The sequence below is a fragment of the Peribacillus deserti genome (assembly GCF_016909175.1).
Taxonomy (GTDB): Bacteria; Bacillota; Bacilli; order Bacillales; family DSM-1321; genus Paraperibacillus; species Paraperibacillus deserti.
The window spans coordinates 250759-274680 of sequence record NZ_JAFBFI010000001.1; the positions used below are offsets into that span (position 1 = coordinate 250759).

Consider the following 23922-nt stretch of genomic DNA (forward strand, 5'->3'; position numbering starts at 1 on the left):
AAAGGAGAATCAACCATGAATGTATATAGATATGAAGAAAATCCGCTGGTAACACCGGCAGATGTAAAGCCTCACCGTGAAGACTTTGAAGTGATTGGAGCCTTCAATGCAGGAGTAACAACGTTCAACGATGAAATTATTATGCTTCTTCGTGTTGCGGAGCGTCCAATCAGCGAGGATCCAGATATAGTCAAGGCACCTGTTTATAATCCTGAAACCAGAGAACTAGAGATTTTAGAATTCCATTTAGATGATCCGAAATATAATTTCTCAGATCCACGCTTCTTTGCAGAAGTTGGCGACTCTCAAAGCTTCAAATATTTAACTTCTTTATCCTACTTAAGAATTGCCCGAAGTAAGGACGGCCACCGTTTTACTATTGATGAAAAGCCTTTTGTTTATCCTTCGAATGAGTTAGAAACGTTCGGAATTGAAGATCCGCGCATCACCAAAATAGAGGATACATATTACATCTACTTTAGTGCTGTATCATCGGTGGGGGTTGGTGAATCTTTGGTATCCACAAAGGACTTTATCAACATTGAACACCACGGAATGATTTTTGCACCTGAAAATAAGGATGTCCTCATCTTCCCGGAAAAAATAAACGGAAAATATTATGCCCTGCACCGCCCTGTTCCGAAAAGTGTAGGCAGGCCCGAGATGTGGATTGCTGAATCTACTAATCTTATACATTGGGGAAATCACAAATATCTATTGGGACTGCGTGAAAATATGTGGGATAACGGCCGCATGGGCGGCGGGGCTGTTCCAATCAAAACTGAGAAAGGATGGCTTGAACTCTACCACGGTGCCTCCAAAGAAGACCGCTACTGCATGGGGGCAGTACTGCTGGATTTAGAGGATCCATCTAAGGTTATTGCCCGTTCAGACAAACCAATATTAGAGCCTGAGGCTGATTATGAGGTAGAGGGCTTCTTCGGTAATGTCGTGTTTTCATGCGGCGCCATTGTAGAAGGTGATGTGGTCAAAATGTACTATGGTGTTGCCGATACTTCCATGGCCTGTGCTGAGCTAAGCCTGCAGGAAATACTAGATTCATTGACCTATGTAAAATAATTTTCCAAAACTTGATCAGGGTGACTCAGTGAGTCACCCTCCTTTTTCTGTCATCAAGGAAATTAGTAATAAGGGACGGTTTATTGAAACTGAAGGAAAATTGGAAAATTCGTCAATTCAAGTGGTGGATGTTTTTTCATTTCATACAGGTTCACGATTTGGACCCCTGAAGCTATGGCTGATTATCCTGACCTGAGAGTTACAAAAGCAATCATAACCATTTAATTGCAGATATGTGCTTGGTTATGCAAAAGGAGAGCACAGGATGTTTAGCATTTTTAAATCTTTTTCTACTGAATTAAAGTTTTACTTAATCATGAACACATTTTTTTCGTTCGGGAATGCTCTCTCGGGAGTTTTCTTAAGTGTATTCCTGTGGAAACTGGATAAATCGTATTCCCTGCTGGCTAATTACAGCCTGTATTGGTCCATTTCCATTATTTTTAGCTTTGGGCTTTGTGCATGGCTGGCCCGCAAGACGAGTCCGATGATTACCATGCGCTATGGGTTCGTGAGTTACCTGATTACGTATGTGATTATGCTTAGTTTTCACGAGTCGCTGGATCAGCATATTATTTTATTGGGTGCAGGCATGGGGCTGTCCATTAGCTTATACAGTGTTGGTATGCACATGGCGATTTTAGATCTAACAACGAATGATAAACGCGAGCAGTTTCTATATATAGAGGGTATCTTATCAACAATTGGCGGAGTAATAGCACCGCTGTTATCCGGAATATTAATCTCGAATTTTCATGGAATGGCCGGATATTATGTCGTGTTTATTGCGACTTGCGTCTTTTTTGTATTGTCCTTTGTATTTTCCTTAAAAGTAAAAGGGAAACATATCCCTGCAAAAAGCTACTTTTGGGAAGTGATCAAGAATCCCTCACCTGAATGGAAGAAGATGTACGTGATTATGGTCGGGGATGGAATTGTTTCAGGTGTTTATTTTACCTTTCTGATTTCAATGATCACCTACAAGGTAGCAGGAGGAGAACTGAATCTTGGTATTTATAACACCATAACCCAAATTGTCTCAATCATTGCTTTCGCGATTCTTGCAAAGTATTCTAAACCTGAGTACCGAATTGCGATATTTGGGATCGGTGCTGTCAGCTTATTACTGAGCTCCGTTTTTCTATCAGTGTATCCTGTTTTAATTGGGCTCATTATTTTCGGCTTAATGGAACCGATCGCTAGTAATATGATTATAACGACCATGAATGCAATGATTTATGCATCGATTGAAAAGGACCCTCAGTATAAGGAAAAACGGTTGGACTACATCATTATCCGAGAAATACCTCTGGGTCTGGGAAGAATTCTGGGTGTTGTTTTATTTTTATGGATGAGAAAATATTTTGATTTCGATCAGCTTTTACCAGTTTCGTTTAGCTTGTTTCCTATTGTTTTTGTGCTGATGGTTCCATTATTGTTTATCGTGTGGAAAAAAAGCGGACACATGCATCAAAACGTAAATATACCTAAAGGATAAGTCTAACGACTGAAGGAACCTTGTTGTACAGATTTAGAGAACGAATATGTCTTGAACAAATTCCGATAATTTCTTTAGAAGAAATACATGGTAAGGACGAGTGTCAATATGGAAAATATAGGGATGTGAGTGGTCCCGAAGACGGGTGGGGAATATAAAAGCTTTTCTCCATATAAATGAAATTCCGTCACATCTTTTACATCACTTAAGGGTTTTCCGCCTGGAAGACACGTTATATGATAAGTGCCTTCACCTACTTTCCCACAATAGGGCGATACTTTTTCATTCGCACAAGACATTTTAATCCCAGCTGAGTCATTAAGCGACGGCTTGGTTTATGATTCAATAAAAGACTTTTTTGCATGAACAGTGCTATTTTAGTATCCAAATTATATTTAGTGTTCAAAACTGCACCCCAATGGTTAGCTATGGGTCTCGATTGGGGTGAGTTCATATTAATATCCTTTTGTTCAATTCATTCTTCCGCTATCGTACCCGTTTAGCTGAACAAGAACATCTATTTAATCGAGTTTGAGTGCAAATTTTCTTTGTGTTTTTTCTGATTCGTAATCATCTACTATTATTTTAATAATTTTATAAGATTCTTCTGCTATGGCTTTGTTAGAATTTTTATTACCATTGTAGGTTATTAAAGCCTTCCATAAAGCCCATCCTCTTGCTCTGTTCCAAGTTTCTTCATCCATTTTTAATACACTCTTGAATATCTTTCTACTATTATCATCAAAAAATGTCCATGCCATTGCAGCATCACAGGAAGGATCTCCTACACCTAATATTCCAAAATCAATAACTGCACAAAGTATTCCATCCTTAACTAATAGATTTCCCGGTGCTATATCGCCATGAACCCAAACAGGATTAGAATTCCAATTAGAATCTAATGCCAGTTCCCAAATTTCTTTTAATAAGTGTTCATTAAAAATATCCTTATTATTCTCAATTGCTTCTCTAGACTCTTCATCGTATATTGACAAAGGTCCACCTCTATAAAAATTATGCTCCCCAGCTAAAGGACCTCCGCTGGCATCAATCGATTGTAATTCTATTAAAAATATCCCCAAGTCTCGTGCAAATTGATTAATATCATTAATATTTCCAGGAGACACTGTCTCCCCCTCTAACCACTTGTTGATAGACCAAGCCCATGGATATTCGTCGCTAGGATCACCTTTAGCTAATGGAATGGAAATTGGGAGAGAAAGTTGGTTGGCTAATATTGGCAGCCATTTTTGTTCTTTCTCTACTTGAGCAGCATAACATGCAGCGCTCGGTAACCTTACACTCATGTGATCACCTAAATGAAAAGTTCTATTATCATTTCCACTAAATTTTACAGGACTGATTTCTAAATCCGCCCATTGTGGAAATTGTTCTTTTATTAATCTAACTACTAAATCAACGTTGATATTTGTCATTAAATACCTCTCCAAAATATTATTTGTCACCCAAAATTCAAAATTACTGTTTAATCCTTTTGTCTTGTTGACAGCCTTGTGAAGTATCTAGGGCCTGTCGTTTCCTTCCTGTTGCTTTACCCTCCACCAACCATCCATAGAGCTGCCTTAATTAATATATAAAATTAATAAGATCTTCAACAATCCGGCCCTGTTAATCACTAATTCAGCGCAAAACCTGTGCTGCACCCATGAGAATGAAATTTTCAAAGTCGTCAATACTGATTCTTGGTTGAGGGAGGAAGGTAGACAACTATGGTACCTTTCCAGCCCATTTAGGCTGACTCCAACGACCACGATGCACCATAGACTGTCTCTCCCTTCAGGGAGAGACAGTCTATGGTAGATTAATATTATTTTATTATTGTACCAGGCCCAAATTTATAAGCTAAAGATAAAAATTTTTCAGTTCCATTAAAACTGTATTCTATTACAAATTGAAGAACGGGCCCGATAGCCAATCGGATTCAAAAAACATTAGAAGGTGATAATTTCAAACTGGGTTCTGTCTTTTGGGACATTTATAGGCTTTTCATCTAACTATGATTCGTGCGATTGCAGAGGATGAAGAAAACCCTGTGAAACTAGTGAAATTCGTGCGTCGTACCATGAAACAAAAATCGATCTGATGCTTTTCTTCTATTCTATTTCGGGGTAGACACTGGTAAAACGTAAAACCTTAAAGGTGTGCCTCTTGAGCCTTCAGGAAATTTGCTTTATTTGAAAGTGAAGGCTCCCACAAAACCGTCGGGGAAGGCATTGATATAACACTCAGAATCCAGCAATTAATCAAACAGAAAAACCGAGGCCATAAATTGTGGTTTATTCCAACAACGGTTTGTTATACAGAATGAATGCCCCTTTTAGAGAGTCTCTGGGTTTCGCTGGCAAAAAGGGGGGGATTTTCACTAACAGCTTGATTCAGAGGTTTTCAGGGATGAAGCTTAGTATCCCGTTAGATGAATTAGAGTGGAGACCCGGTATGATTGTGAGGGGAGTTAAGGAAGTACCCTTTCTTTATAAACATACAATTAAGAAGAACACTGCCTTGTGTTCTTTTTGTTTTGTTTTCGTTTAGGAAAATAGTGTAAGAAAAAGTAGACAGATAATTCTGATTGTAATAATCTGTAAGTAAGCTTTTCTTAAAGTGCATTTCATAAGTCTCCTCAGATATACATAAATTTTAGAATTATAGTATATACGTTTAAAAGAGGTGAAGGATTTTTACCAGATTGTAAGCGCTTATATTAGTAAAAAACGGGGGTAATTTAGGATGAAGAAAAAACTTATATTGGCCTTATCGCTGCTGCTTGCGTTCTCAATGGCGCTAGCAGGCTGTTCCGACTCTTCTTCTGGTGGAAAAACAGAAGGAGGTTCAAAGGGAAAAGAAGATAAGCTTGAAATTTTTAGCTGGTGGACTGGGGCAGGGGAAGAAGATGGATTGAAAGCTTTATTAAAGCTGTTCAAAGAAAAAAATCCTGATATTCCTGTACAAAATGCGGCAGTAGCTGGCGGCGCTGGAACTAATGCAAAAGCCGTACTGGCCAGCAGAATGCAGGGAGATGATCCTCCAGCGACGTTCCAGGTGCATGGCGGAGCAGAATTGAATTCAGGCTGGGTTGCGGCAGGGAAAATGGAGCCGCTTAATGATTTATATGAAAATGAAGGCTGGAAGGATAAATTCCCGCAGTCATTGATAGATATGGTAAGTAAAGATGGCAGCATTTACTCTGTACCAGTTAACATTCACCGGGGAAATGTACTTTGGTACAACAAGAAGGTTTTTGCTGACAATGGAATCACACCTCCAAAAACCTTTGATGAATTCTTCGCAGCTGCAGATAAGCTGAAAAAAGCTGGAGTAACACCATTAGCATTAGGAGACAAAGAGCCTTGGACCGCAACCATGCTTTTTGAAGATATTCTTTTAGGGACGATTGGCGTAGAAAACTACACAAAGCTTTGGACAGGTGAAGTACCTCTGGATGACCCAGGTGTGGTAGAAGCCGCAGAAACATTTAAGAAAATGCTTTCTTATATCAATGATGACCATAGCTCACGCAACTGGCAGGATGCCGCTCAAATGGTAGGCAAAGGCGAAGCGGCGATGAATGTAATGGGGGATTGGGCAAAAGGTTACTTTGTTAATGACTTGAAATTAAAAACGAATGAAGACTTTGGCTATATCACAACGCCAGGAACGGAAAACAGCTTTATGGTTATCACAGATACATTTGGATTGCCAAAAGGCGTTAAAAATCCTGACGATGTGAAAAAATTCTTGTCCGTTTTAGGATCCGTGGAAGGGCAGGATGCCTTTAACCCGTTAAAAGGATCTATCCCGGCTCGTACGGATGCAGATCAATCGAAATACGATGAATACGGAAAACAGACGATTGCTGATTTTGGAAAAGCTGAGTTAGCGGCGAGTCTTGCGCATGGTTCAGCTGCTCCAGAAGGATTTGTTACCAAAGTGAATCAAGCGATTAATATTTTCGTTACGCAAAAGGAAGTTAAGCAGTTTGTTGATTCATTAAAAGCTGCGTCTGGTGATCTCAAAAAATAAAAAGTTTCGGCGAAAAGAGGAGGAGACACAGCGTCTTCCTCTTTTTGATTCATACATAATGAATTTGACACGAGTTTGGCGTAATTATTTAGTAATTTGATAAATTAATTTAGTTATCGCTCAATTAGCTGCAATAAAACGCCATCTAAAAATGAAGAATTTGGGTTTGGCGCAATTATTTTGTTATAAGCAGCAATTATTTTGCTATGTGATGTAGCTATTTTTTTATACAGTGCAATTAATTTTTAGCAGGGGCTCCCAGGCGGTCCGGCTGCTGATTCTAACAGATTCAATGCTCATTTTAAATTAGCAAGGAGGTTGTCACGATGGAGCCGAGCATAACTAAACAGGAAACAGTAGTATTGCCCGCAGCAAGAGCAAGGAAGAAAAAAAAGATGACAGCTGACAGGCTGCTGGCATTCTCCTTCATTCTGCCATCTATAGTGCTGGTAGCTATATTCGTATATGGCTTCATTGGATGGACAGGGTATGTAAGCCTAAGTAATTGGAATACGTTAGTACCTGACTTCTCGTTTGCCGGATTGAAGAATTACATATTCTTATTCCAGGATTTCCGTTTTCAGGCTGACCTGCGCAACACCTTGATTTTTACCATCCTGTTTATCGCGGTCGTTGCCATAGTCGGTCAATTATTAGCTATTTTTCTTGACCAGAAAATCCGCGGCGAATCAATCTTTAGAAACATTTTCTTTTTTCCCATGGCCTTATCCTTCGTTGTGACAGGTGTTGTGTGGCAATGGCTGTTAAATCCAACAACAGGCGTCAATCTGTTCTTGAAAAAATTCGGACTTGAATCGATGTGGTATACCGATACGAATATTCTAGCTGGCTTTAAAGTAGGCAAGATTGAATTTGGGGTGCCTGTAGCAATTATTGCCGTAGTGATTGCGGCTGTCTGGCAGATGACCGGATTTTCACTTGCCATGTATTTAGCCGGGCTGAGAGCGATTCCTGAGGAATTGAAGGAAGCAGCCAGAATGGATGGAGCCTCGGAATTTACCATTTATCGCAAGGTAATTATACCTTTGCTAAAACCGATTACGGTCAGCGTGATCATTATCATGGCCCATATATCTCTTAAAATATTTGATTTAATTTATGCCATGACTGGTCCCGGTGCGAACTTCGTTACCGATGTACCTGGTGTATATATGTTCGAAGCGACATTCCGGGGCAATTATTATGCCAATGGTGCGGCCATTGCGATCATCATGCTCCTTTCGGTTGCCATCTTCATTGTTCCATATCTTATTTCCAGCAGAAAGGGTGAGTCGTAATGGCACTGAGCCGACTAAGCAAGCCGTTGTTATATGTGCTTTTAATTGCCTTATGCCTTTTTTTCCTCATGCCTATATACGTCATGCTGGTTACAAGCTTAAAGCCTCTTGATCAGGTCACTCTTAGTGAGATGTGGAAGCTGCCAACAGTTCTTGACTTCAGCAGCTATTCGACTGCATTTGAGAAGCTGCTGCCGAACCTCTTAAACTCGTTTTATTTAGTGATCCCGGCCACAGTTATCTCTGCATTATTAGGGTCACTGAATGGTTATGTATTATCAAAATGGAAGTTCAAAGGAGCCGACATCCTATTCACTCTGATTTTGTTCGGGATGTTTATTCCTTATCAAAGTATATTAATTCCGATGATTCAGTTCCTGCGCGATGTGGGGCTGTATAACACCATTCCGGGACTTGTTTTTGTCCATGTAGTGTATGGAATACCGATAACCACCTTAATGTTCCGGAACTTTTATGCCAGCATTCCTGATGAAATGATAGAATCCGCCAAAATCGATGGTGCAGGGTTCTTGCGGATCTTCCGCTATATCATACTGCCGCTTTCGATTACAGGCTTTGTGGTTGTAGCAATCTGGCAGTTCACGAATATATGGAATGAATTTCTTTTCGCTGTGACGATCACCACATCCGAACAGCAGCCGATCATGGTAGCCCTGCAAAACCTATCAGGCAGCCAGATCGTCCAATGGAATGTACAAATGGCAGGCGCCCTCCTGGCAGCTCTTCCAACCTTACTAGTATATATATTCCTGGGCAAATACTTCGTAAAAGGCCTGCTTGCGGGGTCCGTCAAAGGATAAGTGCTTGGGAAATGGTCTGGGAAATCGGGGACTGTCCCCGGATGCTGGGAAATAATCAGGGGAAATCGGGGACTGTCCCCAAGGGGTAAAAGGAATTTAAAAATAAAAGCTGACCAGCTTAATTCCTGGGTCAGCTTTTTTCATCATTATTATTGTCTTCACTAGATGCCTGTTCAAATAGGTGGGAAATGTAGCTGTTTAATTCAAAACCTTCTTCATGAGTAAAATCGGTAATCTGTCGCATATGTGATGCCTCCTATAATTTGTTGTTAGATTCATTATTCCCCGTCTATGAATCTTTTATTCATCCAAATTATAGAATTAACTTATTTTTTAGTAGAGATCTGGCAAATTCACCATTTCCCAATGACTAATTGTACGGATAGACCTCTATCAAACTCTCTTTCTTCCACTATTACAAGATCATTTGATTGTATCAGCTGGACAGTATTGCGGGTTAAACAGCAGCCATTCTTTATAGTTCTAAATGTTCCTTCAATCGGTTATGAAGGGAGAGCCGCTCACTTTCAGGCACTAAGAAATAGTAAATGTGATCGATCTTAGTACCTGATCCTTTTATTTGGTTTTGTTCGATATGACGTTGAACTCCTTTGTAGTTTTTCTGCAAATCGACCATCTGATCAAATGTTAAATTTGTTTTAATATTATTGCCCAGCGTGGTAAAGATCTCGTCAAAACTTACGAGGGAAGAAACGCTGGCTCCTTCTTGAATAATACCCTGAATAATTTGGCGCTGGCGCATCTGCCTGCCGAAATCTCCTCGTGGATCTTCGTATCTCATCCGCGAATATTTTAATGCCTTTTCGCCGTTTAAAGTAAGGCTGCCCTTTGGAAAATGTACGCCTCCAGACGTAAAATCAAGATCATTATTTACGGTAATCCCGCCAACAGAATCTATAATTTCCTTGAATCCTTCCATGTTCATTTGGACATAATAATCTATCGGTATATCAAGAAATTGTTCAACCGTATCCATGGCCATTTCGACTCCGCCAAAAGCATAAGCATGGTTAATTTTATCCTCTGTCCCTTTGCCGGCAATTACCGTTCGGGTGTCTCTGGGGATACTAAGCATTTCTATCGAATTTTTATTTGGATTAACAGTAAGCACAATGATCGTATCAGAGCGGCCGCTATCATTCTCCCGCTTATCTACTCCAAGCAGCAGAACGGAAAAAGGATCTTTTTTCTCAAGAGTAACGGCCTGTTCACGTTTATCAGAAACCTTTCGTTCAATAGGCTGGTGCATCTGGTTTACGGCAGAAGTTAATGATTGAGAAAAATAGAATAAATAGATACCTCCGCCTAAAATCAGTAAAAGTAAGGCAATGCCAGCAAACTTAGCCCATCGGCGCCTTTTTTTATTTTTCTTCATAATAACCTCCAGATTTTCGGTAAACTATTTTAAGAATATCATGAATTTTATGAAAAAGGGAGAGGGGATAAGAGCAAACGTCGGTGATTAATTCCCAAATAATAGAAAATTTGTTCAGGGGAAATAAACAAATTCAATAGATACTTGTTTAGGGGATTTTGAATGTTACATCACAGAGAGAAGCAGTTTAATCCAGCCAAAGATCGCGAGCCATAGTGGAATGCTTAATGCCGTTCCCCATAATAGTCCTTTAGCAAAGTTTTCTGATTCAGAGGAGAAATTCATAATATAACCTTCTTCTAATAGATTTTATTATAAATTCTCTCCTGTTTATGAATATATAATCATACTGAATTGAAATCTATATCAGAAAATTTTTGTTACATTAAATATATATGACGCTTAGTGAAAAATTAGCCAGGTATATTAACCTTTTATTTCTCATACAGCTCCAAAGGCAGTCTATCTGGATCATGAAAAAAAGTAAATTTCTTCCCTGTGACAGGATCGATCCGAATCGGTTCCGCTTGGATGCTGTTCGCATCCAGCTCACTTACAGCCTCTTCTATATGATCCACTTCAAAAGCGAGGTGTCTAAGTCCCTGAGCCTCAGGGTAACTCAATCTCTCAGGGCTGTCTGGAAACGAAAATAGTTCGATCTGATATTCGCCCCCGGCCATTAAGTCTAGTTTATAAGAATTCCGTTCTTCACGATACGTTTCCTTCAACACTTCTAATCCCAGAATATTTACATAGAAATTCTTTGATCTTTTATAATCGGAACAGATTATTGCAATATGATGGATTTTATTAAGTTTCATCTTTTGCCCGCCTATCGTTAATTTATAAACTAATTCTAGCATTCTTTCTTGTAACTTATGTATTACCGCCTGCATTTGAATCGAAAAAACGAGCCGCAAGTCCTTTGTTTATATCCATGGTTTTAAACAAAACCAATTCCTTTTACCCTTAAACATCCCTAATTAATATATAAAAATAGTATATATTCTTCATAACAAATGTCCTTTTATTTGTAAAAAACTAGAAATAACAAGCGTTGGAAATTATTAATCGTTGTTAATGCCTCTCTAATAATGATATTTTATTATAGTTATTTTTAATAAAATACTAATTAGAAGGAGGCACACTATGATTAACGAATGGAATGTATTGCGGACAGTTGCTTGTCTCAGTATCGTTTTTCTTCATAGTACAACCATGATCGGCTCTCCTAATATAGAATATTTTGATCTGTTCAGGGCCTTGTTATGTTTTGCAACACCCACATTTGTTGTTTTATCTGAAATTATACTAGCGAATCGCTATCCTGATAAACTTCCAGAGAACTTCTGGTCCAAACGCTTTCAATGGATTTACCTACCGTTTCTATCCTTTGCGATCATCGATGCTTTGGTGGCTAAAGATCTCTATCCAAATCTTAATTTAAGCCAGAAGATGATTGAAAATGCTGTGTTCGGTTTATTTGGGGGATATTTTGTATTGATCATCTTCCAGTTTTACTTGCTGCACTATCTGGTGATCCGTTTCAAAATATCTATGAAACTACTCTTTCCCCTAAGTTTAATCATCATGTTCGCTCATTTATATATTCTGAATGGGAAACACCCATTTGTGGTTGAGTATAATAAAATGTTAGTCATGCCCTTTACTGCATGGTTCGCTTACTTTACAACTGCCTTTATCATAGGCAAGCATTATAAGAAGATTGCTGCCGTTCTATTGAAATATAGATGGTTTACGATTATTCCTGTAGTTCTCTCTGTTGCGCTTGTTTTTTACTTTTATCAAGAAGGAAATACCGCTGTTAATTCTCGCCGTCTTGATTTGTTCCCGGTCGTTATTTCGGTCAGCATGTTTATTCTTGCGTGGGGTCAGCGGCTTCCTAAATTACGTCTGGTAAATATAATCAGCAATTATTCATTTGGGATTTATCTCGTTCACTGGCAGGTACTGAAATACCTTTCGCCGTTTGTGTCTCAGTTATTCCCAAGCAAATCCTTAAAAATTATAACTCTGTTTGTGATCACTATAACCATCTCCATAGCCATCATCAAACTTGTTTCCCTGCTGCCTAAGGGGTCGTATATCGTCGGCAATATCAACCGCCGGCGGAAAAAGGCTGTTTCTGTACAAAGAACGCAGGCAGCATAAATTTCGAGCAAATCTTTTTAACAGAGGGTTTGCTTTTTTTATGCCATTTTGCTTGCTAATTTACATTTTTTGCCGATAATAAGAGTAACCTCAAGATTAAGGAGATGTCTGTTTGAAAAAGATTATGTTTATTATGGCGGTATTAACTGCTATTCTGTCGACGCAAACGCTTGATACAAAAGCAGCTTACCCAACTTACACCATTACTCAATCCAGTAGCCCGATTAATAAGTCCATGCTGAAATTCTCCACTTATAATACATACACAAAGCAATATTATGTATTAAGATCTTATCTGGAGGAGTTAGAGAAAAAGGGTGGAGGCACACTGGTTTTAAACAGCGGCACCTATACGATAACCAATACCTTATATGTACCTTCTAATGTTACTCTCCGATTCAAAAACGGCGTGAAAATTATGAAAGGAACTGTTACAGGTACCTCACAGTTTCAGGCGGCCAAATCCGTTTTCCAATTAATTCGGCCTTCCCGTTCAGGCAAGACAGGTGTATATGGGAAATATGATGGTGAGAAGAATATTTCGTTTATTGGTGAAGGAAAAGTATTGTTTGATATGAAATATTTTAAAGATGGAATAGCGATCATTGCTGGCCATAATCAAAATGTTAAAATCGAAAATATTGAATTTCATAATATGCAGTCAGGTCATTTCATTGAAATGGACGCCACTTATAAAGTGGTTATCAAAAATAATGAGTTTATTGATTCAAAGGCATCAGCAAATCTAAATAAAGAAGCGATCAACCTGGATACACCGGACAAAGAGACACAAGGCTGGAGTCAAAAATGGAGTAAGTATGATAAAACTCCCAATAAAGATGTTTTGATTGAAGGAAATCTATTCAAAAATCTCGATCGTGCCATCGGTACTCATAAATATTCAGAAGGAAAATTTCATGAAGCCGTTATTATTAGAAAAAATGTGATTGATAAAACCAGGAGGGATTCTATACGTGCCATGAACTGGTCGAATTCTATCATTGAAGGGAACACCATCCGCAATGTAGAAAGAAGCGGTAATTACAGCGGCATCCTAGCAAGCGGCGTCAAGAACCCTCTGTTCAGGAACAACAGCTTTGAAAATGCGCCAAGGCCTATTCAGATCTTCCCTTGGAAGAATAGCGGACCAGGCTCCCGATATGCGGTGACCTATAATGTTATGAATTCGCCCAATATTAGTGCCCTTTCAACCAATAAAGTAAAAAATACAACAGAGTCCTTTATTAGAGTCAACTCGGTTTATAATGAGTACACCAAAAATACCATTAAAGTGAACTGTATGGCTTACTAATAAACTAAAACCCGAATCGTGGATAATTTTGAATTGTCCATGATTCGGGTTTTTAATTTTTTTTAGAAAAATCAGATAAAATAAACCGTTTTTGGATGTTAATTTGTTGTAAAAATAGTAAAATATTACTATTAGGTACGAAATCTGAAAACGGAGATAGACGAATGAAAATTGAAAGCATAATAAGCATTGTAAACAAAGCCTGCAATGATGAGAGATATACTAGGGCAAGACAGATTATGAGTAAAGAGTGGAATAGACTGATTGAAACTCGAAGCTATCAGCTGCTGAATGATAATGCCAAGCAATTAATCAAAATTATCGTGGAAGAAAAGGAAAAAGGCACCTTCGAGGCGCTGTCCCATTCTGATAAAAAATTACTGAAGTTAATGAATGATAGTGTCAGGGAAGTAAACCTTCCTTTTGCAAAGCGAATTTATATAGAATACATAGACCTTTTTGAAAGACAGGAAGCACAGGGATGGCTTTCTTCTGATGCCAGATTTGTTTGTGATGCCTGGAAAAAAGCAATGGAAGTGAATACCTAAAAAGAAGCCTTTTGATTAAGAGGCTTTTTGTTAAACAATCTATGATTCCAGCTGCAAATGCTCTTTCAAACGATCAGGCCTTCTTCCAGAACATTATAATAGCAGACTCCAGCAAGCTTTGTTCCGCCCCTTACCGATATCATTTTGTACAACATTGTAGGTCGTCTGAATAACCTGCTTAAAATTATTCTTCCTTCTTAGACAAACACATAATTCTGAGATGAAAATCAGATAGAAAAATCAAACAATTCCTTGAGATTACTATAATAAGTAGTTAAAATTGAAACAAGAAAAGTATAGATACTTCGTGTTAAAGCTCAGCAAAGCAATTTTACTACTACATGTAGGAGTTGAAGACATGTCAAACATAAGTTCAGTAAAAATTAATGGAGAAAACATTCACCTTTTTGCTTCAGATCTATACATTAGACAAGAAAACGGCTATGAAACTTTATGTTTGCAGATCGTTATGGGAGAAGAGGACCAAGAGTCCAACTCTTTATTAAAAGACGCGGTAGTAAAAATAACGTTAGATGATCAAAGGGTCTTCACTAAAATAATGAAGATTGAAAAAGTGGGTTATTATCATCTTCCTGGATTGCTTCTTGCTGGTAAGATTGAAAATTTTCATGAGTTTGAGGGAATTGATATAATCTCGGAAAACGAATCATTACGAACTCGGATGGATAAAGAAATAACCCTGGATGATATTCGGAAGGTTAAAATGCCGCATGATGATGATGAGTTCAGGCTCCCAGTAGAACAACTAGAATGGTTATCTGAATTTGGTGCTGAAGAGAAAAATGAAATTGTTAAAAGAGCTATATACGACTATATGGAAAAGTATGCGTAGAGTATAAACCATACCCTTAATGGTGAGGAATGTATATCCTAATCAAACGCGTACCGCAAGTTAGAGCATCGGAAATTCATACCGATGCTCTTTTTTAAATAATCCTTCAGATCTTTGTATCAGGGAAAAATTCTAAAAATTTGCTGCGAAAATATATGATCAGTTATCAAAAATATATGATCAGTTATCAAAAATATATGAGCTGTTTTCAAAAATATATGAGCTGTTTTGGAAAATAAATGAGCCGTGCTCGAAAATAAATGAGCCGATATTCAGGGCCGCCGAAATAATGAGCGGCCCAATCTTGATTTGCTTTTTCAAATCAAGTAATCGGGTAGTAAGTACATTTATGCTCGGTTGAAAAACGATGTTTAAGGTAATATTTAAGCCTCTTCAGAGTCATTTTTGATTCCCCATCCCTTTTTCAAAAAGACGCTCTTGACCACAATTTTTCATGCAGAAAAAGAAAGTCGTCAGGATGCGGACTCTCCCTTTAAAAGTATGAGCTATCAAAACAAAAATTTAGGTGCGTTACACCTTTCTGCTAAAAACTCCCAAAATTAATCCGATACTATATATAAAGTACTAAAAATATTAAATGAATTAAGTGTCGATAAGATTTCAGGGCTGCTGGGACAGAAGGGATTTTGCTAACGTGAGTATGAATAGTAGTATGGAATTTTACTTAATAACTATAGGAGCTTTACTGTTCATTATCGTCGTAAAACTGTATTTAAGATTATTGATAAAAAGAAAGCTGGGAATCAGTTCATATAAGTTTACTAGAAAAAACGATTCTATTTTTTATTTAGTCATTATCTGCCTGTTCATTGGCGGAAAGTGGTATGAACACTACTTGGGGGAAGAGGTGCACACGAAGTATAAAAGAGATTCTGAATATATCGGGACCCTTTTTTCTAAAGAATTAAGGCAGTTGAATCATCAGCTGATTGACGACCAGACTGCTTCTGGTATGGCGGTATATCATAGAATTTACAATAAAATGCTTGATTGGCAGAACAGTAACCCCCAGGTAATCAGCATCTACACACTAAAGAAAAACGAACAGAAGGATAACTACTTTGCGGTTGGTCTCGAAACCGACTACAACCGGGACGGTATCATCAGGGGAGATGATGAACTAAAAATTCCGATTGGAACTCTCTATGATGAATACATACCTGAACTTGAAAGGGCATTTACCGGGAAGTACTCTATTCAGGAGTATCCAACTAAGGATGAGTGGGGATACAGCCTTTCTGCTTTCTATCCGATCAACAGCTCTGCGGATAGTACAGATGCTGTTCTCGGCATCGATTATGATGGGGACTCCTTTGTGAAAGCAATGGAGCAAAATCAATGGAGAGTATTTGGTTTTCTTATCCCTGCTATTATTGCTGTATTGTTAATTTTTGTAGTCAGGATGTATACGAAAATAGAGCGCCAAGCCGAATATTTGCGCCGTAAAGAAATAGATAAAATGGCCTATTATGATGATTTAACAAATCTTCCTAATCGAAACTTTATTTTGGATGTAATAGATTCTTATAGTAAAGAACATCCGGCATTTGCCGTGATGCTGTTTGACCTCAGGGGCTTGGATTCTATCAACAACCTGCTGGGCTATACAGTTGGAGATAATTTTTTGAAAAAAGCCATAAGTAAAATTCATGCCGAATTAAGTCAAGGCCAGCTGTTAGGGAGATGGGGAGGATGCGATTTTGTCTTGATTGTTCCTGACTATCATTCCGAAAAGCAGGTACTGGCTATTGCAGAAGATATACTTAATAAGCTGAAAAATCCCATTTTGATGGATGGACGGGAGTTTCAGCTTTCTGCTCAATTTGGGATAAGCACATACCCTAAAGATGGAACTGATGGGAAAACTCTCATTAATAACGCAGATATGGCGAGGACTCATTTATCAAAATATGATAACAGGCATATTCAGTTTTTTAACGAACAAGTGGTAAACGAGGTTCACAAAAAACTCAATTTAGAGATAGAGCTGCGTAAAGCTCTTCAGAGGAATGAGTTCGTATTATTTTATCAGCCGCAGCTAAGTGTAAAGACAGGGGAAATGATTGGAATGGAGGCCCTCATTCGATGGATTCACCCTGAGAAAGGGATGGTTCCTCCAAACGATTTCATTCCCCTTGCAGAGGAGCTAAAGTTAATAGAGTCAATCGGCAGATGGGTGATTAAAGAAGCCTGCGAGCAAACCATGCTTCTATTCGAACGAACCAGACTTCCTTTAACTGTTTCCGTAAATCTCTCACCTATCCAGTTTGAAAATGAAAGCATCGTAAGCGATATTCAATCGATATTAGAAGAAACAGGACTTCCTGCCCGGTATCTTGATTTGGAAATCACAGAAAGTGCGATCGTCAACTATCAGAGATCCAGCACATTATTGAAGGGTATAAAAAGCCTGGGAGTCCAAATCAGCTTAGATGATTTTGGAGCCGGCTACAGCTCTTTAAGCCATTTGAAAAATCTCACGATAGACCGATTAAAAATAGACCGTTCCTTCCTAAAAGATATTCCGGAAAAAGATGATACGATTCTTTCCTCGATTATCTTGTTAGGCCATCATCTACAACTAATCGTACTGGCCGAGGGTGCTGAGACGAAAGATCATCTTGAATTTCTTAAGAAGAGAGACTGCGACCAGGTTCAAGGCTATTACCTATCAAAGCCGATTCCTTTTGCAGAGATAGAAGAGTATGTAAAGAATTATCAGAGTCAGCATATCTCTAGAACCTCGTGAGTAAAAGATGTCCTGAACTCTAAAATCACAAATATAAGGATGACTCCGGCATTTTAGCTGGAGTCATTTTATTTTAAGTCTCACGAGATAATCGACAACATTTTTAAAGGTTTTTTGCTAAAAAGATTGCAGTAACAGTAATGAGAAGGAATTTAATCAAACAATTGATTAAATAAATTCGACAGCATCATCGAGCATTTCTGTGTCTTTTTGGTGAATTTTAAAAAAATGTATGAGAATCTATAGGCAGGTATTAGCAGCATTAAAAAGAACGGATAAATAGTAAACGTCTTCCCGCCGCACGATTAATCATTAAACTATTATAGTGTCTTTTTGTTAATGAAAAGAGGGGGATATCACATATTTTCACGGGAGACAGTGTGTTTCTATTGAACTTTTTTACAGAATAAAAAAGGGATCTTTCCCATTGTGTTGAACTGTCCTAAAGGGGATTACAATTGATTAAGGTGGTATTCGAACAAACTATGAAAATTCCAAATGGATTATTATCGTTTTTACTTACCGCGCTTTTATCTTTTTTGCAGGGGCTTCAATGGCAGAGGGTGATGAATTAAACAATTCAATGATTGCGGCTGCCACAGCCATTGCTATGACCTTCATCGTTAACTTTCCAATTGCCTGGATCGTTATTCATTATATTGTTAAAGGTGTAAGGAAAAAGCCAGGGAATTAAAAAAGGACTCCTGTGCTTGGAGTCCTGCAAATAAATATTATTTATTGTCTTTGTATTTTGATAATGCATATTTCGGATACAGTTGGGCCGAAGGAGTGTGCTGCATGCTTCCATTTGAAACCTACACGCAGGAGGAGTAGAGAGCCCTTAATTTACCATGTTTTTAGGGGTTCATATATTAGTTATTGGCCTTCTTCAGATAATGGATCTTCTCCATTATAAGGATCCTCAGGTTCTGGATAATATTCTTCTGTTCCTTCTCCTTCTTCAGGCACAGCCTCGTAGCCTGGCTCATCTGTTGGTTCTTCATTTAATTCATCATCTGAGACAGCCGGATCTTCCTCTTCAGGTGTTATATATTCTTCTGCTTCGGGGTCGGCAGTTTCATAGTCACCATAGCCGGAGGAATCGTCAGAGTTATAGTATTCTTCATCTGATTCAGATTCTTCTGGATAGCTGTCTGTTCCTTCTTCCTCAGAGTAATCATATGTACTGTCCCAATCCTCTTCATAAGCTTCATCCGGAATATCCCATACATCTGTATCACTGTAAGTATTTCCATAATCATATAGCTGGTCTAAATCCATAGGATTCTGAATCCAGCTGTCAATCAAAGGTACTGCCTGCTGAATCGGAATAGAGAAGCCAAGTGCTTCTTCATTTATATAAGAAGCGCTGTTAATAGCCATAACCTCACCGTTGTCTTTGTTTAATAAAGGACCTCCGCTGCTTCCCGGCCAAATGGGAGCTGTAGTCTGATAGATATTTTCATACACAAAGGGAGGGATTTCAAAGCTGCGGTCAATTCCGCTGATAATTCCTTCCGATACAGAATCCTTCAAGCCTTTGGGGCTTCCGAAGGTGATGACCTCCTGCCCTTTTTCCGACATAGCGGCGGCAGTTTGTAAAAACCCTTTTCCTGCTAATTCGGGTACTTCAATGACGGCAACATCAAGAGCTTCACCAATACCAATTACGGTTCCGTGAAGCGAAGTATCATCAACGGTCAGGACTTCTACATCCTTATATCCTGCGACTACATGGGCGTTTGTGACGATATGGCCTTTATTGTCATAAAGAAATCCAGATCCAAGACCATCTGGCGTTATAATTTGAAAAACTTTGTCCTGGGAGTCCCGGATAATATCCTTCAAACTTTTTTTCTTTGGCTCCGCCGTTTGTGCGGCAGGCACCTTTTTCTCCACGACCTGCACCGTTTTAACTTCTTTCAAAATCGTTTGAGCCGGCCCCGCCTTTGTTTGTGTTTCCTCTTTTTGCTGCAAAAAACTGCAGCCTGACAGCATGGAAAAAGCTAGTATACTAAAGATGCTTATAATGACTTTTACGAAATTCATTCATTTTTCCTCCTTGCCAAATAGTGAATATGTCCTATGATATATCGGATACGCACAGAAAATTTAAAGGATAATCATTTAATTTTGATAAAATATGGAAATTACACTTTTAATTTTAAATATTAAATGAATAAAAGTAATGATGGAACCGAAGGCAGATCTTCTTCGTCTAAAGTTTGTGAAAGAGAGGAGGATATGGATGCAAGTGAAGATGATGAGAAAAGAAACTTTCTGCCCGGCTGAGATCAGCCATCTGTCTAAAGAGCAGCAGCTCGTCTGGCTGATGGAGGAATACGGCGATATGATCGTACGCCTGGCTTATTCATATGTGAAACAAAAGCAGGCAGCAGAGGATATTTCGCAGGAGGTCTTTATCAGCTGCTTTAACAGTCTGGATCGCTTTCAAAAGAAATCCAGCTACAAGACCTGGCTTTACCGGATTACTGTTAATAAATGCAAAGATTATGTGAAAAGCTGGTCTTATAAACATATTCGTTATAAGGATTTCTTCAGCAGCATTTTAATGAAGAATCCTTCACCTGACATGCAGGGAATGGACCGGGAGGAAAAAGAGGTTATTTTTAGTAAGGTGCTGTTTCTTCCGATAAAGCTGCGGGAGGTAATTATTTTTCATTATTATGAAGAGATGTCGGTCAATGAGATTTCAGACCTGCTGTCTATTAACTCAAACACGGTAAAGACGCGGCTCCATAGAGCAAAAAAGCAGCTGAAAGGTTTACTGGAAGGAGACGGAAATGATGGAAGATAAGTTAAAATACCCAGAGGATCAGGGCCTACGTTTTAATGAAAAGCATAAACAGAATGTCTTGTCAGCCATTAAGAAAGGTAACGTCATACACTTAAAAAAACCAGGCTCTGTGAAAGGCAGGAAAATATGGTATTACACGATCGCAGCCGCTTCTTTGTTTCTAGCGTTTATAGCCTCATCTTATTTTTCCCCTGCGATGGCAAAGGTCGCGGCAAACATTCCTTATTTCAGCTTATTTATTAAGCAGGAAGAATATAAATATGCGATTTATGCCGTGCTTTCTGATGTAGTCCAGGACAAAAAATATGATGTATACAACATGGAGGTATCCGTGCCAGACCGGGAGATCACTCTTACAATGATCGGCCCTAAAGATCAATTCAAAAACATAAAGCCTGACGTTATCAAAAACGTAAACGCCGAACTAACTGCCCAAAACTTTGGGAAATATGAAATCACAGTGAAGCGGGTAAGTCCGGACGTTAGAGAGCCGGCACATGACTTGACTCCTGAGGAAAAACAGAATGAGCAGAAATCAAATGAGCTTCAGGCGAAGGTAGAAGAGTACCTGAAGAAAAATAAATATCTAACACCTTTCCCGCCTCAGGTTCGTATTAATAAAATGGAGCATTATATGTATGTGTCCATTGCAAAGACGGAGAAAAGAAAGGCTGAGCTGGAACAAGCGGTGGGCGACCTTTCCAGTCCTTATGGAGACAAGTTTAAAATAGACATCCGCAAATCAGATATGACAGCCCGCCAGCAGGAAATAAGATGGGGAAAGAATAATATTATCGGCATTCTAGGTTCGGGGTTAAGGGAAAACAAGGAATTTAAAGTAAGGGGCTTCTCTTACTCCTTCCATCCGCTGCCGCTTCAGATTGAAGTGAAAATCTCTCTAGAATCGTACGATCCAGAAGCGAGGGAGCTGGCTGAGAGGATTAAGAGTGAGATTGATACCTTCATTGGGACAGATGAGATTACAAAGGAAGTGCGGAACGACCCATACGAGGTGACCGTGATTGGTAAAGATAAGAAAAAGATTCAGTAAATGCTGCTTAAACGTCCTTTCTTATGAGAGGACGTTTTTTCTTGAGCACCGAATGATAGGAACTACTTCTAAAAATGAGTCTAAACACATATGTTTTGAGTCGAATTTTGATAGATAATTAGGATAGTAATTTTTATACATAAGAGTATAATGGTTCATAATTAATCTTTATCTGGAGGACGTACATGTTAGGTACATTTTATAAGTTGATGGCACCCCTCGCTCTTACGACAGCACTCGTTTCTATTATCCCTCAGGTAACTCTTGCAGATGAAAATGCCGATCGCCGGCAAAAGACGTTTTATTCTGGAAAAGAAGTAAGGACTCAGGCAAGCGCAGCCGATTTAGCGTCCGTAAATGACCGGCAGGCTATCATTAAGTCTTCCAAGCCTATAAAAGGTTTGTTAGCTGCGTATAACCTAACATTGGTGAACCAATTTAAGAGCGGTCATGAAACTCTATATATCATTAAAATACCAACCTCACATAATTACAATTTGGTACTTAAGAAGGCTCTGCAGTATCCAGGTGTAACTACCGCTGAGCCAAACTATGTTAAGAAGCATTTTGCTGCTGCTGCGCCCAATGATAAGTATGCGGCCGCACAATGGTATTTACCGAAGCTTGGAATACCTGATGCATGGGAGTCTTACACCTTTACTCATCCAGTAAAAATAGCTGTTCTGGATACAGGTATTCATTATGATCATCCAGACTTTGCAGCAGGCCAGATTCTGCCCGGATATGATTTTGTAAACGATGATGCCGATCCTCTGGATTATGCAGGCCATGGAACGATGGTTTCCGGGGTTATTGCAGCGCAGGCAAATAACCAGATCGGAATCGCAGGTGTAGCAGCCAAAAATACCAATATAAAAATACTGCCTGTAAAAATAGGCAGTGCTAAAGGTGCAGAAATAGGAACTGAGATCCTTGGGATTGATTATGCGATTAAACAGGGAGCCGACATTATTAATATTAGTTTTGGAAGTGAAGAGCCCAGCCAGGCAGAATATGATGCTATCTCTCGTGCTGTTTCGAAGGGGATATTAGTTGTTGCTTCTGCTGGAAATGAAGGGGAATATAAATTTCCGGTTAGCTTTCCTGCGGCATACCCCGAAGTGCTTAGTGTGGGTTCTACCGACTCTAAAGACAAGCTCTCCACTTTTTCGAATACTGGTGAAGCGCTTGACCTGGCTGCACCTGGAGAAAATATTGCCGTTCCAACCAGGCGGGGAGGGTATGATTTGAAGGCAGCCGGCACATCATTCTCAGCTCCCATTGTCAGCGGACTGGCAGGCTTGATGCTATCTGCTGATAAAACGCTTGAGCCCTATGAAATTGAGTATCTATTAGAAAGATCCGCTAATAAGCCGCCAGGATATACGAGTTTTTGGAATAAGTACACCGGATTTGGCCGTGTGAATATCATGAAAGCTATGCAGACCAGCCTGCCTGTTTTGAGTAAAGATACCGGCGACCTGCGTACTAGAGCTAAAGCAGTTTCCGTAAATAAAAGCTACATAGATAAATTTGATACGCCTCTTGATAGTGACTGGTATGTACTGAAAGCTGTCAAGAACATGAAAATAAAAGTGGATGTGAGCGCAGTATCCTATACAGACCCAGTTATTTGGACTGACCGTCTTGTTAGTGGAAAGCCTGCTGAAGAAAAAGAGCATGATGCTAAACGAATGAGTTCAGGTGAAAGCTTTACGATCAGCATCAAACCTGGAAGCAATTACTTCCAGCTCTTTGAAAAGAACAATCATTTTTCACCAAACTCTTATTCATTGAAAATCACAGAATTAGATACAACAGCACCAGGAGCACCATATGTGTATACAGTGAATTCCAAATCTACCGTAATTAAAGGAAAAGCAGAAAAAGGTTCCACTGTAAGAATCTATTACGGAACCAAACTGCTCCGTACAACCAAAGCAACAACAGCAGGCACATTCTCCACCGCCATCACCAAACAACCCGCCGGCCGAATCCTAACCGCAACCGCCACAGACCTCGCCGGCAACAAAAGCAAAACAACAAAAATCACCATCAAAATATAAATGGGGACTGTCCCCATTTCCCGGATTATTTCCCAAGAAGAGCGGCTCAGGTGGAGCCGCTCTTTTTTGTGTTGACGGTTAAATTGTGTGTTGAGGGTACACCGCTTTTTGGAAGAACCAATTTATTGACCTGCTCTGCGGAATAATTTATCACGAAAAAGGCTTAGCCACATAAATTCGTGTTTTTGCCACATAAAA

18 protein-coding genes and 1 pseudogene are annotated in these 23922 nt (G+C 39.1%); 14 read left to right on the forward strand and 5 right to left on the reverse strand.

Annotated elements, in window-relative coordinates:
• The first annotated feature begins 15 nt into the window (after positions 1-15).
• On the forward strand, positions 16-1080 hold the full coding sequence (locus JOC77_RS01105) for a BtaManbiosPhlase (RefSeq protein ID WP_204537516.1): 1065 nt from the start codon (positions 16-18) through the stop codon (positions 1078-1080).
• A gap of 265 nt (positions 1081-1345) precedes the next feature.
• A complete protein-coding gene (locus JOC77_RS01110) occupies positions 1346-2578 on the forward strand; it encodes an MFS transporter (RefSeq protein ID WP_204537518.1) in 1233 nt (410 codons plus the stop codon).
• Positions 2579-2724: 146 nt separating this feature from the next.
• Here JOC77_RS01110 and JOC77_RS21115 read toward each other — a convergent pair.
• Positions 2725-2924 (reverse strand): annotated as a pseudogene (locus JOC77_RS21115) (IS3 family transposase); the annotation flags it as partial.
• Positions 2925-3099: 175 nt separating this feature from the next.
• Positions 3100-4014: an aminoglycoside phosphotransferase family protein gene (locus JOC77_RS01115; RefSeq protein WP_204537520.1), complete on the reverse strand. Its 915-nt coding sequence runs from the start codon at positions 4012-4014 to the stop codon at positions 3100-3102.
• A gap of 1312 nt (positions 4015-5326) precedes the next feature.
• Here JOC77_RS01115 and JOC77_RS01120 point away from each other — a divergent pair.
• The 3 genes from JOC77_RS01120 (at position 5327) to JOC77_RS01130 (ending at position 8738) form a co-directional block, all read left to right on the forward strand.
• Positions 5327-6619 (forward strand): ABC transporter substrate-binding protein, encoded by a 1293-nt coding sequence (locus tag JOC77_RS01120; RefSeq protein WP_204537522.1) that lies wholly within the window; start codon positions 5327-5329, stop codon positions 6617-6619.
• Between the two features lie 326 nt (positions 6620-6945).
• The gene (locus JOC77_RS01125; protein WP_204537524.1) at positions 6946-7917 is read left to right on the forward strand and encodes a carbohydrate ABC transporter permease; all 972 of its coding nucleotides are present in this window, start codon (positions 6946-6948) and stop codon (positions 7915-7917) included.
• Positions 7917-8738, forward strand: coding sequence for a carbohydrate ABC transporter permease (locus JOC77_RS01130; RefSeq protein WP_204537526.1), 822 nt, complete (start codon positions 7917-7919; stop codon positions 8736-8738). The genes JOC77_RS01125 and JOC77_RS01130 overlap by 1 nt, the downstream gene beginning before the upstream one ends.
• 475 nt (positions 8739-9213) lie before the next feature.
• On the opposite strand, the gene tagU is transcribed toward JOC77_RS01130, so the two are convergent.
• Positions 9214-10134, reverse strand: a complete 921-nt coding sequence (tagU, locus tag JOC77_RS01135) for a polyisoprenyl-teichoic acid--peptidoglycan teichoic acid transferase TagU (RefSeq protein WP_204537528.1) — start codon at positions 10132-10134, stop codon at positions 9214-9216.
• Between the two features lie 434 nt (positions 10135-10568).
• The gene (gloA2, locus tag JOC77_RS01140; RefSeq protein ID WP_204537530.1) at positions 10569-10955 is read right to left on the reverse strand and encodes an SMU1112c/YaeR family gloxylase I-like metalloprotein; all 387 of its coding nucleotides are present in this window, start codon (positions 10953-10955) and stop codon (positions 10569-10571) included.
• 328 nt (positions 10956-11283) lie between these two features.
• On the opposite strand from gloA2, the gene JOC77_RS01145 reads away from it, so the two are divergent.
• The 6 genes from JOC77_RS01145 (at position 11284) to JOC77_RS01170 (ending at position 18483) form a co-directional block, all read left to right on the forward strand.
• Positions 11284-12306, forward strand: a complete 1023-nt coding sequence (locus JOC77_RS01145) for an acyltransferase family protein (protein WP_204537532.1) — start codon at positions 11284-11286, stop codon at positions 12304-12306.
• A gap of 112 nt (positions 12307-12418) precedes the next feature.
• Positions 12419-13618: a glycoside hydrolase family protein gene (locus JOC77_RS01150; protein ID WP_239558520.1), complete on the forward strand. Its 1200-nt coding sequence runs from the start codon at positions 12419-12421 to the stop codon at positions 13616-13618.
• 164 nt (positions 13619-13782) lie between these two features.
• Positions 13783-14166, forward strand: coding sequence for a hypothetical protein (locus tag JOC77_RS01155; protein ID WP_204537534.1), 384 nt, complete (start codon positions 13783-13785; stop codon positions 14164-14166).
• A gap of 358 nt (positions 14167-14524) precedes the next feature.
• Positions 14525-15019, forward strand: a complete 495-nt coding sequence (locus tag JOC77_RS01160) for a hypothetical protein (RefSeq protein WP_204537536.1) — start codon at positions 14525-14527, stop codon at positions 15017-15019.
• A gap of 661 nt (positions 15020-15680) precedes the next feature.
• Positions 15681-17789, forward strand: coding sequence for a putative bifunctional diguanylate cyclase/phosphodiesterase (locus JOC77_RS01165; protein WP_239558544.1), 2109 nt, complete (start codon positions 15681-15683; stop codon positions 17787-17789).
• A 553-nt stretch (positions 17790-18342) separates the two neighbouring features.
• Positions 18343-18483, forward strand: coding sequence for a hypothetical protein (locus JOC77_RS01170; RefSeq protein WP_204537539.1), 141 nt, complete (start codon positions 18343-18345; stop codon positions 18481-18483).
• A 182-nt stretch (positions 18484-18665) separates the two neighbouring features.
• Here the strand turns inward: JOC77_RS01170 and JOC77_RS01175 are convergent, their stop codons facing one another.
• Positions 18666-19838 carry a S1C family serine protease gene (locus JOC77_RS01175; protein ID WP_204537541.1) on the reverse strand — a complete coding sequence of 391 codons (1173 nt, stop codon included), beginning with the start codon at positions 19836-19838 and terminating at the stop codon, positions 18666-18668.
• A 199-nt stretch (positions 19839-20037) separates the two neighbouring features.
• On the opposite strand from JOC77_RS01175, the gene JOC77_RS01180 reads away from it, so the two are divergent.
• From JOC77_RS01180 to JOC77_RS01190, 3 genes are all read left to right on the forward strand, one after another.
• A complete protein-coding gene (locus JOC77_RS01180) occupies positions 20038-20607 on the forward strand; it encodes a sigma-70 family RNA polymerase sigma factor (RefSeq protein ID WP_239558521.1) in 570 nt (189 codons plus the stop codon).
• Entirely contained in the window at positions 20594-21658 is a 1065-nt protein-coding gene (locus tag JOC77_RS01185) for a DUF4179 domain-containing protein (protein WP_204537543.1), read from the forward strand. The genes JOC77_RS01180 and JOC77_RS01185 overlap by 14 nt, the downstream gene beginning before the upstream one ends.
• 185 nt (positions 21659-21843) lie before the next feature.
• Positions 21844-23724: a S8 family serine peptidase gene (locus tag JOC77_RS01190; protein ID WP_204537545.1), complete on the forward strand. Its 1881-nt coding sequence runs from the start codon at positions 21844-21846 to the stop codon at positions 23722-23724.
• Positions 23725-23922: the final 198 nt, after the last annotated feature.